Source organism: Nocardia goodfellowii (assembly GCF_017875645.1).
In the GTDB taxonomy this organism is placed as follows: Bacteria; Actinomycetota; Actinomycetes; order Mycobacteriales; family Mycobacteriaceae; genus Nocardia; species Nocardia goodfellowii.
The window spans coordinates 2,818,447-2,831,705 of sequence record NZ_JAGGMR010000001.1 but is presented as its reverse complement, the minus strand read 5'-3'; the positions used below and the strand labels follow the sequence as shown (position 1 = coordinate 2,831,705).

12 protein-coding genes are annotated in these 13,259 nt (G+C 67.5%); 4 read left to right on the top strand and 8 right to left on the bottom strand.

The features are described 5' to 3' along the window. Window positions 1-27: 27 nt before the first annotated feature. A complete protein-coding gene (gene aztA, locus BJ987_RS12625) occupies window positions 28-729 on the top strand; it encodes a zinc ABC transporter ATP-binding protein AztA (protein WP_209888558.1) in 702 nt (233 codons plus the stop codon). Window positions 730-960: 231 nt separating this feature from the next. On the opposite strand, the gene hutG is transcribed toward aztA, so the two are convergent. The 4 genes from hutG to BJ987_RS12605 form a co-directional block, all read right to left on the bottom strand. After that, window positions 961-1,911: a formimidoylglutamase gene (hutG, locus tag BJ987_RS12620; protein WP_307869587.1), complete on the bottom strand. Its 951-nt coding sequence runs from the start codon at window positions 1,909-1,911 to the stop codon at window positions 961-963. Between the two features lie 327 nt (window positions 1,912-2,238). After that, window positions 2,239-3,417, bottom strand: a complete 1,179-nt coding sequence (gene hutI / locus BJ987_RS12615) for an imidazolonepropionase (RefSeq protein ID WP_307869586.1) — start codon at window positions 3,415-3,417, stop codon at window positions 2,239-2,241. A 3-nt stretch (window positions 3,418-3,420) separates the two neighbouring features. Then, window positions 3,421-5,145: a urocanate hydratase gene (hutU, locus tag BJ987_RS12610; protein ID WP_209888555.1), complete on the bottom strand. Its 1,725-nt coding sequence runs from the start codon at window positions 5,143-5,145 to the stop codon at window positions 3,421-3,423. Between the two features lie 46 nt (window positions 5,146-5,191). Beyond that, window positions 5,192-6,634 carry a purine-cytosine permease family protein gene (locus BJ987_RS12605; protein WP_209888552.1) on the bottom strand — a complete coding sequence of 481 codons (1,443 nt, stop codon included), beginning with the start codon at window positions 6,632-6,634 and terminating at the stop codon, window positions 5,192-5,194. 156 nt (window positions 6,635-6,790) lie between these two features. Here BJ987_RS12605 and hutC point away from each other — a divergent pair, with 156 nt between their 5' ends. Further along, window positions 6,791-7,543 carry a histidine utilization transcriptional repressor HutC gene (gene hutC / locus BJ987_RS12600; RefSeq protein WP_209888549.1) on the top strand — a complete coding sequence of 251 codons (753 nt, stop codon included), beginning with the start codon at window positions 6,791-6,793 and terminating at the stop codon, window positions 7,541-7,543. 32 nt (window positions 7,544-7,575) lie between these two features. Further along, window positions 7,576-8,064 (top strand): GNAT family N-acetyltransferase, encoded by a 489-nt coding sequence (locus BJ987_RS12595; RefSeq protein ID WP_209888546.1) that lies wholly within the window; start codon window positions 7,576-7,578, stop codon window positions 8,062-8,064. Between the two features lie 6 nt (window positions 8,065-8,070). Here BJ987_RS12595 and BJ987_RS12590 read toward each other — a convergent pair whose 3' ends face one another. Beyond that, window positions 8,071-8,850: a Rossmann-like fold-containing protein gene (locus BJ987_RS12590; RefSeq protein WP_209888543.1), complete on the bottom strand. Its 780-nt coding sequence runs from the start codon at window positions 8,848-8,850 to the stop codon at window positions 8,071-8,073. 189 nt (window positions 8,851-9,039) lie between these two features. Here BJ987_RS12590 and BJ987_RS12585 point away from each other — a divergent pair, with 189 nt between their 5' ends. Continuing rightward, window positions 9,040-9,975: an ADP-ribosylglycohydrolase family protein gene (locus tag BJ987_RS12585; RefSeq protein WP_209888540.1), complete on the top strand. Its 936-nt coding sequence runs from the start codon at window positions 9,040-9,042 to the stop codon at window positions 9,973-9,975. A 67-nt stretch (window positions 9,976-10,042) separates the two neighbouring features. Here the strand turns inward: BJ987_RS12585 and BJ987_RS12580 are convergent, their stop codons facing one another. Genes BJ987_RS12580 through BJ987_RS12570 form a run of 3 tightly spaced genes read right to left on the bottom strand, consistent with a single transcriptional unit; the run spans window position 10,043 to window position 13,166 of the window. Beyond that, window positions 10,043-11,587 (bottom strand): tripartite tricarboxylate transporter permease, encoded by a 1,545-nt coding sequence (locus BJ987_RS12580; RefSeq protein ID WP_209888537.1) that lies wholly within the window; start codon window positions 11,585-11,587, stop codon window positions 10,043-10,045. Beyond that, window positions 11,587-12,192 carry a tripartite tricarboxylate transporter TctB family protein gene (locus tag BJ987_RS12575; RefSeq protein ID WP_209888522.1) on the bottom strand — a complete coding sequence of 202 codons (606 nt, stop codon included), beginning with the start codon at window positions 12,190-12,192 and terminating at the stop codon, window positions 11,587-11,589. The genes BJ987_RS12580 and BJ987_RS12575 overlap by 1 nt, the downstream gene beginning before the upstream one ends. After that, window positions 12,189-13,166: a Bug family tripartite tricarboxylate transporter substrate binding protein gene (locus BJ987_RS12570; RefSeq protein ID WP_209888518.1), complete on the bottom strand. Its 978-nt coding sequence runs from the start codon at window positions 13,164-13,166 to the stop codon at window positions 12,189-12,191. The genes BJ987_RS12575 and BJ987_RS12570 overlap by 4 nt, the downstream gene beginning before the upstream one ends. Window positions 13,167-13,259 lie beyond the last annotated feature (93 nt).

Below are 13,259 nucleotides of genomic sequence, written 5' to 3'. Positions count from 1 at the left end.
AACGATTATCGTTACAAGTGAGGTGACATGGAACACAAATCGCCCGCCGCCGCGATCGAGCTGAGCGGAGTGAGCGCGGGTTACGCCGGGGCCCCGGTGCTGCACGAGGTCACGGCCACCATCCCCAGCGCCGAGGTCACAGCACTGATCGGTCCGAACGGTTCGGGCAAATCGACCCTGCTCAGCGTGCTTGCCGGGGTCCTGGCACCACGGTCCGGGACGATGCAGCGGACGGTCCGCGGGCGTCCCGCGTTCGTCGTTCAGCACACCGCCGTCCCCACCACGCTCCCGCTGACCGTGCGCGAAACAGTGGCGATGGGGCGCTGGGGCGTGCGCGGACCATGGCGCCGGCTGACCCGCGCCGACCACGAACTGGTGGCAGCGTGCATGGCCCGGCTCGACATCACCACGCTTGCCGCACGACGCCTGGACACCCTGTCCGGCGGCCAGCGCCAACGCACGCTCCTGGCCCAAGCCCTGGCTCAGGAATCCCAGCTGTTGCTACTCGACGAACCGGCCGCCGGCCTGGATTCCGATGCGCAGGAGGTCATTTCGCGCTGTATCGCGGAAATCCGCGCCGAAGGCGTGACCGTCGTCCAAGCAACCCACGACCTCGACGAGGCCGCACGCGCCGACCACTGCTTGCATCTGCGCGACGGGCGGCTCATCGCGGCGGGCACGCCGGACGAAGTTCTCGGCGGGCGCCTGGCAGTGGCCGCCGTCCCCTGAGAACGGGGGTACGCCAGATCATGCGCATGCAACTTTGGGTGTAGGCCGATCATGCGCATCCGGAACTTCGGGGTTACGCCGATCATGCGCATACGCAACTCGTCGCGACGACGGTGTCAGCCTCCTGTCGAGGCCCGGCAGGCTCGCGCAGCCGATTGGAGGCGGCATGTGCCCGGTGGGGCTCGCCGCGTCGGCCGGCGCTGACGGTAGTCGGCCGTCCGCTGCTGACGATCAGCCGACCATCCGGCGGGTGGCGATGCGGTGCAGTAGGCGGGCGGCGGTGCGGGCGGTGCGGTTGTCGATGTCGAGCGACGGATTCAGTTCGGCTACATCGCAAACAGCGAGTTTGCCGCTGTCAGCGATGCGGTCGGTGATCGCCTGGATCGTTTCCAGTGGGACGCCGTAGGCGGCCGGGGCGCTGACGCCCGGGGCCACCGCGGCGGGCAGTACGTCGAGGTCGATCGTGAGGTAGACCTGATCGACCGAGGCCAGGAAGTCGTCCACGAAATCCAGCACCGAGGCGAGAGTGCCGGTGCCGCAATCATCGTCGAGCAGGTACCGCACTCCGAGGCGGCGGGCGGTATCGAACAGCGCCGCGGTGTTGCTCGGTTGACTGATGCCGATCACCGAGTACTGCCAGGCGCTGCCTTGCGCCTGTTCCCGCTCCGCGATTTGCCGGAACGGTGTGCCCGAGCTCGGTACCGGATCGGCCCGCAGGTCGAAATGTGCGTCCAGATTGAGGATGCCGAGGCGGGTCTCCGTGGTGCGCCGCGCGGACCGAGCCAGACCGAGATAGGTGCCGAACGCGACCTCATGACCGCCGCCGAGGACGATCGGAAAGTGCCCTGCGTCGAGTGCGGCGCACACCGCCGTGGCGAGCGCGCCCTGCCCGGCCTCCAGCTTGCCGTCGGTGACCTCGATATCGCCCGCATCGTAGGCGCGCAGCGGGGTGGGCAGCGCCATGGACGCCAGCGCACCACGCAGCGCACCGGGCCCAGCGGCCGCACCCGGCCGGCCTTTGTTCCGCCGCACACCTTCGTCACTGGCGAAACCGATGAAGACGCAGGCCCCAACCTCCGCTGATTCCGAAAAGGCCTCCACCACTTGATGCCACCGCAGATGTTCGTCGGTGGCACCATCGACCCGACCCGTCCACGGCGTCGCTGCCCCAGCCCCGCTCACCAGCGCACCTCGGCGGCCTGAGCGCCGGGACGCGCGTCCGCAGTCCCACCATCGCACCCGCCCACCGCCGGACCGTCACATACAGCCGCCATCGGACCATCGCACACGGCCAACGCCGGACCGCCACATACAGCCACACCCGGCCCCCTCGACACGACCGCAGCCGAGCCCATTTTGCTGAAATCGCGTGCCCTACCGCCCATCACAGCCACCGCCGGACCGTCGAACAGAACCTTCATCAACCCATCAGACGCGGCCACACTCAACCCCTCCAACACGGCTGCGGCCTGAGGCGCTCCACTCAATTCCTCTGCCTTACCGCTCATTTCAAGCCTCCCATCGCGTCGCAACCGCACCGCCCCGCCAGACCTGACGTACCAGCGGCACCCCCGGCCGGTAGGCGAGGTGCAGGTAGGACGGCGCGTCCAGAACTATCGCGTCGGCACGTTTGCCGGGGGCGAGCGCGCCGATGTCGTCTCGGCGCAGGGCGCGTGCGCCGCCCGCGGTCGCTGCCCACACCGCTTCTTCCGGTGTCATGTGCAGATCGCGCACGGCCAAGGCGATGCAGAAGGGGATGCTGGTCGTGTACGACGTGCCGGGGTTGCAGTCCGCGCCGAGCGCCACCGTGACGCCCGCGTCGATCAGTGCGCGCGCGTCGGGATAGGTGTTGCGCGTGCAGAAGTCGGCTGCGGGCAATACCGTCGCCACGGTCGAACTTGCCGCGAGGGCGTCGATATCGGCCTGGCTGACATGTGCCACGTGGTCGACCGAGGCGGCGTTGTGCGCCACGGCCACCTGTACGCCCGGACCTTGGTGCAGCTGGTTGCCGTGCACGCGCGGGATCAATCCCGCCGCCGCCCCGGCGGTGAGCACTGCGTCGGCCTGATCCCGATCGAATGCGCCCTGCTCGCAGAACACATCGATCCATTTGGCGTGCGGCGCACAGACATCGACCATCTCCGAACACACCATCGCGACGTAGTCGTCGGTCCGGCCCGCGTACTCCGGCGGCGGCACGTGGGCCGCCAGGAGGGTCACCTCGTCGGTGAATTCGGCGGCGATCCGCACACTGCGCAGCTCACTCGGCACCGATTGCCCATAGCCGCTCTTGATTTCGACGGTGGTGCTGCCCGAGCGCAACGATTCGTCCAGCAGCCGCCGCACGGTGGCGCGCAGCTGATCGTCGGTGGCGTCGCGGGTAGCGGCGATGGTCGTACGGATACCGCCTGCGGCATACGGCTTTCCGGCCATGCGCGCGCCGAACTCCTCGGCCCGATCACCGGCGAACACCAGATGCGCGTGACTTTCGACGAAGCCCGGCAGCACCGCCGCGCCACCCATGTCGTGCCGCGTGTCCGCGTCCGGCGCTTGCGCCGCGGCACCCACCCACGCGACTGCGTCGCCGTCGAAAACGAGGGCGGCGTCATGCAGCACCCCCAACGCGCCCACGCCGTGACCGGGATCGTTGGTTACCAGCGTGCCGATATTGGTCAGCAGCACCGACACAGCTCAGCCTTCCGTCATGGGGACGCGAACGCCACGTTCCCGCGCGACATCGGCCGCGTGCTCGTAGCCCGCGTCGACGTGCCGGATGACGCCCATCCCGGGGTCGTTGGTCAGCACTCGGGTGATCTTTTCCGCCGCCAGCTCGGTGCCATCGGCGATGCACACCTGACCGGCGTGGATGGAGCGTCCCATGCCGACCCCGCCGCCGTGGTGGATCGACACCCACGACGCGCCGGAGGCCGTGTTGACCAGGGCGTTGAGCAGGGGCCAGTCGGCGATGGCGTCCGAGCCGTCGAGCATGGCCTCGGTTTCCCGGTAGGGCGAGGCGACCGACCCGGAGTCCAGGTGATCGCGGCCGATCGCCACGGGCGCGGACAGTTCGCCGGAGGCCACCATCTCGTTGAACTTCAGGCCCGCCAGGTGACGTTCGCCGTAACCGAGCCAGCAGATGCGTGCCGGGAGGCCTTCGAAAGCGACTTTCTCCCCGGCCATTTCGATCCAGCGACGCAGGTGCTCGTTCTCCGGGAACAGCTCCAGGATGGCCTTGTCGGTCGCGGCGATGTCCTTCGGGTCGCCCGAGAGCGCCGCCCAGCGGAACGGGCCGAGCCCTTCCTCGAACAGCGGCCGAATGTAGGCGGGAACGAAGCCGGGAAACTCGAAAGCCCTGGCGTAGCCGCCTTTTCGAGCCTCGTCCCGAATGGAGTTGCCGTAATCGAAGACCTCGGCGCCCGCGTCCATGAAACCGACCATGGCTTCGACGTGGCGCGCCATCGACTCCCGCGCCTGCTTGGTGAACAGGTCCGGATCCCGCTCGGCCGCGGCCTTCATGTCGGCGAACGGAATTCCGGCGGGCAGGTAGGACAGCGGGTCGTGCGCCGAGGTCTGGTCGGTGACGATGTCGATGGGCGCGCCCATGGCGAGCAGGCGCGGGAAGAGCTCCGCGGCATTGCCTTCGACGCCGATGGACAACGGCCGCCGGGCATCTCGGGCCTCGATCGCCAGCCGCAGCGCGTGTTCCAGATCCTCGGCCTTGGTGTCGAGGTACTTGTGCGCGATCCGGCGGTCGATGCGGGTGACGTCGCAGTCGACGCAGATCGCGACGCCCTCGTTCATCGTGACGGCCAGCGGTTGCGCGCCGCCCATCCCGCCGAGCCCGGCGGTGAGTGTGATGGTGCCCGCGAGCGTCCCGCTCCCCCGGCCCGCCGCCGCGAGCTTGCGGGCGACCGCGCCGAAGGTTTCATAGGTGCCCTGCAGGATGCCTTGCGTGCCGATGTAGATCCAGGACCCGGCGGTCATCTGGCCGTACATGGTGAGGCCGAGCTCCTCGAGCCGGCGGAACTCTTCCCAATTCGCCCAGTCGCCAACGAGATTGGAGTTGGCGATGAGTACTCGCGGGGCCCATTCGCTGGTGCGGAACACGCCGACCGGCTTGCCGGACTGCACCAGCATGGTCTCGTCCGACTTCAGCGTCTTCAGCGTGCGCACCATGGCGTCGAAGGCCGCCCAGCTGCGGGTCGCGCGCCCGGTGCCGCCGTAGACGACGAGGCTGTCGGGATGCTCGGCGACCTCGGGATCGAGGTTGTTCATCAGCATGCGCAAGGCACCCTCCTGCTGCCAGCCGAGGGTGGTCAGTTCGCTGCCGCGCGGCGCGGAGACGGGGCGGGCGCCGCACGGGGGTCGGCAGTCGACGCAGCCGGCGGGGTGGGTGGACCCAGTGCGGTCGGACATGAATTCTGCTCCTCGGATCGATGGGAAGGTACGGGGACCGGGCGAATCAGACTCGGCTGTCGGCCATTTCGGTGTGCGCCGGGTAGATCATCCGATCGGGCGGATTGCTGGTGCGGCGCGCGATCGGGTAGTAGATGGCGGCGGTGAGGAGAATGCCGACGATCCAGGACAGGTCCGCGCCGTCGAGCATTTTCGTGATCGGCCCGGTGTACATCTTCTGCGCCAGGAACGGGACCTGCGCGACGACACCGATGACGTAGCAGCTCAGCGCCGTCACGTTCCAGCGGCCGTACCGGCCGTGCACGTCGTACAGCGCCGGAATGTCCACGCGCTCTTTGGATATCAGGTAGTAGTCGATCAGGTTGATCGCGCTCCACGGCGTGAACACCATGAGCAGGACGAGCACGAAGTTCTTGAAATTGTTCAGGAAGTCCGCGCTGGCCGCGACCGCGATCAGCACCGAGACGCCGGTGAAGCCGACGATGTAGGCGGTGCGCGCGGTGGTGGAGATCCGGGACTGCCCGTTGAACGCGGTGACGGTGGTCAGGATCGACATGAAGCCGCCGTAGGCGTTGAGACAGTTGACCGTCAGCTTGCCGACGACGATCACCAGGTAGATCAGCATGGCGATGAGCGCGGGCCCGGCCAGCTGGCCGACGAAGCCCACCTGATCGGAGAGGAAGCTCTTGCCGGCGCACGCGGCGATCAGCACACCGAGCATCATCGCCCACTGCGAGCCGATCACGGTGCCCGCGAAGGTGGACCAGAAGGTGGTGCGCTCACTGGTCGACCGCGGCAGATAGCGGGAGTAGTCGGCGACGTAGGGGCCGAAGGTCAGCTGCCAGCCCGCGCCGAGCGAGATGGCGAGTAGGAACGTCGCGACGTGAAAGGGCTTGGTGCCCAGGAAGTCCGACACTTCGTATGTGCTGAACAGTCGCACGCACAGATAGGTGAACCCGATGATGCCGACGACGGTCGCGATCCGGCCGACCACATGGATCAGTTTGTATCCGGTGACCGCCACGAAGGCGGTGAGCCCGCCGAAGATCAGGATGCCGACCACCGGTGTGTCGATGTGCAGGATCTTGTTGACGGCCTGGCCCGCGAGCACCGTGCCGGTGGCGGCGAAGCCCAGATACATCAGGATCACCAGCAGCAGCGGCACCACCGCGCCTTGCACGCCGAACTGCGCGCGACTGGAAATCATCTGCGGCAGCCCCATTCTCGGACCCTGCGCGGAGTGCAGCGCCATCACCGCGCCACCGACCACATTGCCGATCAGCAGACCGAGCATGGCCCACCAGGCGTCGGCGCCGAAGACCACGGCCAGCGCACCGTCGACGATCGCGGTGATCTGCATGTTCGCCCCGAACCACAGGGTGAACTGGCTGCGCGGCGAACCGTGCCGTTCGTGGTCGGGGACGACGTCGATGGTGCGGCGTTCCGGAGTGAGCCCCGCTCCGGATTGATCGTCATGGGACACCGGCATACCTCATTCACTGTGTGCCGCGTCACGCTCGCGGCGACTGACGTGTATAGTCCTGTATAGACAACCGGCTGTCAAGTGCTCGGACAATCGGCCGCTGAGCTCGATAGACTGCAGCCGCCGGTAGCTATCGGTGTGACTCGAGGATGGGTGTTGGACATGGCGATCGCGGCGGACGACGCGGAACTCACTGCGTTGTTCCGGGATTCGGGCCAGTCGGCACCCGCCTACGAGCGCGTCAAGAATCTCGTCACCGCGCAGATCAAATCCGGCAGATGGTCCGAGGGCGACCAGTTGCCCTCGGAGAACCAATTCGTCACCGCGCTCGGGCTCTCGCGCATGACCATCAATCGGGCGCTGCGGGAACTCACCGCCGAAGGCTTGATCGTGCGGCATGCCGGGGTCGGGACGTTCGTGGCGGGCACCAAGGCGCCGTCGTCGCTGTTCGAGGTGAAGAACATCGCCGACGAGATCCAGCAGCGCGGGCACCGGCACCGCACCCAGGTGGTGTCGGTCCGCGAAGAGGAACTCGACCGGCGCTCGATCATGCGAGAACTGCTGCCGCGCCGGGTCTTTCACTCCATCCTCGTGCACTACGAGGACGAGGTGCCGATCCAGGTGGAGGACCGGCTGGTCAATCCGGCCGAGGCGCCCGACTATCTCGACCAGGATTTCACCGCGCTGACGCCGAACACCTACCTCAGCAAGGTCGCGCCGCTGGAGCGCGGTGAGCATATCGTCGAAGCCGTGCTCGGCTCCGCGGAGGAATGCCAATTGCTCGGCATCGAACGCGGTGAACCGTGCCTGCTCATTCGACGCCGCACCTGGTCCTCGACGGGGCTGGTGAGTGCCGCCCGGTTGGTCCATCCCGGTTCCCGGAACCGGCTCGAAGGAGTCTTCGGCAACCGCTGATCCGCCGCCGATCCCGTTGCTAGAGTTCCGGAATGGACGAGGCGGCGGTTGAACTACGCCCCGGGCGGGCGGAAGACGCCGCCCGGGTCGCGCGGATCTGGTACGACGGCTGGCAGGACGGCCATGTCGGCAACGTCCCCGACGCGCTGGTCGCGGTGCGGCCCCGCGAGTCCTTCGATCACCGTGCGGCACAACGTGTTCCGGACACCACCGTGGCGACCGTCGACGGGACGGTCGCCGGGTTCGTGATGGTGGCGGACGACGAGGTCGAGCAGGTCTACGTCGACGCGAACTACCGCGGCACCGGCCTGGCCGCGTTGCTGCTCGCCGCCGCCGAACACCTGGTCCGCGACCACGGCCACCGCCGGGCCTGGCTGGCCGTCGTCGGCGGCAACGCGCGGGCGCGCCGATTCTACGAGCGCAACGGCTGGCTCGACGAGGGCGAATTCACCCACGACGCACCAGGTCCCGAAGGTCCGGTTCCCGTCCCGGCCCACCGATACGTCAAGCACCTGTCCTGAGGAAAATCATTTGCCGATCTTCCGCCGCATCGCCTCGTAATCGGGATGCAGCTTGCACCAGGCCGGGACGCGGTCCTCGTCATAGGCCCGCATGGTGTGTTCCAGTTCCCGGAGATCGAGCCAATGTGTGGCATCGCGATACAGCAGCCCGATTTCGTCGGCCTGGAAAGTACCGCCGGTGTTTCGGGCGACCCACTGCGGGCCGAAATTGATGTGCCGCAGGAATTCCAGCCCCGCCGCATTGCCGTATTCCCTCGCGTAGTTGACGTTTTCGAGCTGCAAGCCTTGAAAGCCGAGCTGCGACTTGGGGTTCTTGCCGAGGTACGGCCAGCCCACCACCGTGATGAGGACCAGACCGTAGGGCACCCGGGTGTGATGGGTCTGGGCGAGCACTCCTTGGAACAGGCCATTATTCGACCCGATCGCTTCCAGATACGACGTCATCGACGGGTCCTGGCTGCTGCCGTAGTTTCCGGTGTGCGGGTTCCGGAAGATCACCAGGTCGAAGGGCCCGTAGGAGGGATGCCCGACCGCGTTCACCCCCAGCTCGACAGTGACGCCCCGCGCTTGCAGGGCCGCGATGTTCTCCTGCACTCGTAACCCGTACTGGCGCTTCAGCTGGTCGAGCGTGCGCAGCTCGGTGGCCATCACGTCCACCGGCACATGGGAGCTGGAGTCCTGCGGATCGAACGACGCATAGGCCGGTAATTGAAGCGCCTTCAGCGCTACCTGCAAATATTCGATGACATAGGAGAAATCGCCGCAGCCGTAGAGGATTACACGCATGGGAAATACCTGCGATTCAGCAAAAGATTGTCGCATTCCGGCACAGTTCCGGAATCTCACCGCATCAGTGTAGGAGTGGAACTCGGTGCACCGCAGCGAATTCAGGCCGGTCCGAAAGGACGCTCCGGTCGGTACGGAGTGCGAAAACACGTTTGCGGAAGAGGCCCGCGCTTCGGCAAGATCGAGCATATGACCGCTGACCGCCGCACTCGTGCCGTCGCGTCGCTGCACGGCTTGGCCGTGGGCGACGGATTCGGCTCCTCTTTCTTCGTCCCTGGAAACTCCCAGGGCTTGCACAATCGCACGCTGCCACGGGCGCCGTGGTTCTGGACCGACGACACCGAAATGGCCTGCTCGGTCTATGCCGTGCTGGACCGGCTCGGCCGGATCGACCAGGACGCGCTGGCGGCGTCCTTCGCGAAACATCACGATTTCGATCGGGGGTACGGCGCCGGGGTGAACCGCATGCTGCGCCTGATCCGCCAAGAAGGCGGTGACTGGCGCGAATTGGCGCGGGCCGCCTTCGACGGACGTGGATCGTGGGGCAATGGCGCGGCGATGCGGGTCGCCCCGCTGGGCGCGTTCTTCGCCGACGACCTCGACCGGGTCGTGCGGGAGGCGGTGGCGTCGGCCGAAGTCACGCACACCCATCCGGAAGGCGTCGCGGGCGCGGTGGCGGTGGCCGTCGCCGCCGCGCTCGGGCTGCACGGCGCCGATCTGCTGACCACGGTCGCCGAGTACACCCCGCCGGGTCTGGTCCGCGACGGTATCGAGACCGCCGCACGGCTGCTGCATCTGCACGATTCTCGCAGTGCCGCAGCCACTCTCGGCACCGGGCGGGAGATCTCCGCACCCGACACCGTGCCGCTCTGCCTCTGGGTGGTCGCGAAGTATCCGCACGATTTCACCGAAGCGCTCTGGGCCACCGCGATCGCCTCCGACGATGTCGACACCACCTGCGCCATCGTCGGCGGCATCCTCGCCGGACGGTCGGGAATCGACGCGATCCCCGACCAATGGCTGCGCAGCTGCGAACCGCTCCCCGCCTGGGCCGGAATCCCCGCCGGGACGGTCGAACTCTGGTCCGGCTGGACCGCCCCGGATGACCGGTACTCGATCGACTGACCGGCACGCCGCCGGCCGGGACCCGGGCATTCACGCAGAACGCCGGACCCCGGCCGGGACGCCGAAACTAGGCCGGCACCGTCGTTTCGACTTCGGCGGGCTTATCGGTGCCGTCGGAATCCCCACCGCCACGCAGCTTTCGGAGCACCATCGCCAGCAGCGGCCACAACAGGATCACCGCGATGATCGCGTAGACGATTCTGGCGAACCAGGTGTCGACCAATCCGCTGAGCGCGCCGTCACTGATCTGCAACGCGCGCCGCATCTGCATCTCCGCGTTCGGCCCGAGGATGACGCCGATGATCGCGGGCAGCAGCGGCAACCCGAAACGGCGCATGATGAAACCGATTACGCCGATCACCAGCAGCAGCATCAGGTCCACCACGTCGCCGGACACCGCGTACGCGCCGACGCTGGCGAAGAACAGGATGCCCGCGTACAGGTACGGCCGCGGGATGCGCAGCAGCTTCGCCCACACCGGGGCCAGCGGCAGATTCAGCACCAGCAGCAGGACCGTGCCGATGAACAGGCTCGCGATGAGCGTCCACACCAGTTCCGATTCCCGTTGGAACAGCAGCGGTCCCGGCTGAATTCCGTACTGCTGGAACGCCGCCAGCATGACCGCCGCGGTCGCCGTGGTCGGCAGGCCGAGGGTCAGCATGGTGGTCAGGGTGCCCGCCGCCGACGCGCTCGCGGTCGACTCCGGCCCGGCGACGCCTTCGATGGCGCCCTTGCCCCATTCGTCCTTGTGCTTGGACAGCCGCTTCTCGGTCGCATAGGACAGGAACGTCGGGATCTCCGCACCACCCGCCGGGACCGCACCGAACGGGAATCCGATGACAGGCCCGCGCAACCACGCCTTCCAGGAACGGTCGAAGTCCTTGCGGCTCAACCAGGCTCGGCCCACCGGGATGGCCGTACCCGGGCGGCGGCGCAGATGCGCGGCCACCCACAGTGCCTCGCCGACCGCGAAAAGTCCCACGGCGACGATGATCACGTCGATGCCGTCGGCCAGTTGCAGCGAGCCGAAGGTCAGCCGCTGCTGGCCGGTGATCGGGTCGAGCCCGATCAGGCCGAGCGTCAAACCGATTCCGAGCGAAGCGAATCCGCGCACCCGTGAACTGCCCAGCACCGAGGTGACGGCGATGAACGCCAGCAGCATGATCGCGAAGTAGTCGGGCGCGCCGATGTCCACCGCGAACTTCGCCACCAGCGGCGCGGTCAGCACCAGCAGTGCGGTACCCGCGATACCGCCGATGAAGTGCCCGATGGCCGCGGTCGCCAGCGCTTGCGCCCCCCGGCCCCGTTTCGCCATCGGATGCCCCTCGATAGCGGTGACCACCGAGGCGGTCTCGCCGGGGGTGTTCAACAGGATCGAAGTGGTCGAGCCACCGAACATGCCGCCGTAATAGATCCCGGCGAACATGATGAACGCGCCGGTCGGTTCGACGCTGTAGGTGATGGGCAGCAGCAACGCCACCGCCATCGCCGGACCGATGCCGGGCAGCACGCCGATGGCGGTGCCCAGCAGCACACCCACCGCGGCCAGCAGCAGATGTGTCGGCGTGAGGGCGGTGCCGAAACCCGCCATCAGATTGTTCAGCGAGTCCATCAGAGCTCAACCACCCCGCCGGTCGCCGTCCCCCAGGAGAGGACTCCCTCCAACGGGCCTCCCGGCAGTGTGACGCCCAGCAATTCGCCGAACACCACATAGGTCACCAGGGCGAGCGCCACCGCGATCAGCGGGTCGCGCACCCAGTGCCGGCTGCCGAGCGCGAACGCCGCACCCCAGAACAGGAGCGTGCCCGCGATCGGGAATCCGACGATGTCGATCAGCACGATGTTCGCCACGAACACACCGATCAACAGTGCGACGGTGCGCCATTCCGGCGGCGCGGACAGGTCGACGTCCTCGCCGCCTTCGGCTTCACCGCGTCCACCGCGCAGCACATCGAAAGCCAGTGCGGCGGCGACGAGTACCAGCAGCGCACCCACCACCAGCGGCATCGCCTTCGGCCCGACCGGACCGCGCTGGGTGAAGCTGGTCGACATCCGCAGCGCGTCGGTGATCACCACGGCGCCCGCCCCGGCCAGCAGGACCGAGACCACCAATTCGGACCGGTCCTGGAACCAGCCGGCCACACCCGTTCTCGGTGCGCCGCGCTCCGGCCCGGCGCTCGTCTCCGAGTCGCCCGGCTCCGGGGCTATCGAGCTCATGCCAGCCCCAAATCCTTCAGCACGGCCCCGCACTGATCGGTCTGCTGCTGAATGAAGGCGCCGAACTCCGCGCCGGACAGGAACGCGTCACCCCAGCCGTTGGTGCGGACCGCTTCTTTCCATTCCGCGGAGTCGTGCATCTTGGTGTAGGCGTCGATCAGGTCTTGGCGCTGCTCATCGCTGATCCCGGGCGGCGCGACCACACCACGCCAGTTGGTGAATTCGACATTGATACCGGCCTCTTTCAAGGTCGGCGCGTTCACGCCGTCGATGCGCTTGGGTCCGGTCACGGCCAGCACGCGCAGTTCACCGGCCTGGATCTGGTCCAGGTATTCGCCGACGCCGGAGACGCCGAACGCGATCTTGTTGCCGAGCACCGAGGCCAGCAGCTCGCCGCCACCGTCGAACGGAACGTAGTTGACCGCTTTCGGTTCGATGCCGATGGCCTTGGCTACCAGCATCGGCGCCAGGTGATCCGGGCCGCCGGGCGAGGAACCGCCGCCGACCGGGACCGCGCCCGGGTTCGCCTTCCAGTCCGCGACCAGCTGGTCAATGGCGGTGTACTTGGAGTTCTTGGAGACCACGATGATGTCGGGCTCGTCGATGAGCCGGGCGATCGGCGTGGTGTCGGTCAGCTTGGACGGCGACTTGTTCGTGTAGACGCTGCCCACGACGCCCAGGCCCATCTGCATGACCAGTTTGCCGTTGCCCTTCTCCCCGACCAGCCGGCCCAGACCCACGGTGCCGCCGGCGCCGGGCAGGTTGAACACTTCCACCGAGCGGGCGACGCCGGCGTCCTCCATGACCTTCGCCGAGGTGCGGGCGGTGATGTCGTAGCCGCCGCCGGGCGAATTCGGGACCATGATCCGGACACCGGACAGCTTGTCGGCCGAGCCGCCCGCGCCGTTGCAGGCGGTCAGGGCGACGGCCGCGCAGACACCGACGAACGCGGTCAGCAACTTCCGAGTTTTCACTGGAGATCCTCATCTCTCATCGTTGAGCTGGGAGGAATTGTGAGCTGGCCCACGTCGTTCTGTCTGCTTTGCGGCCACAACGTTTGTTGTGGT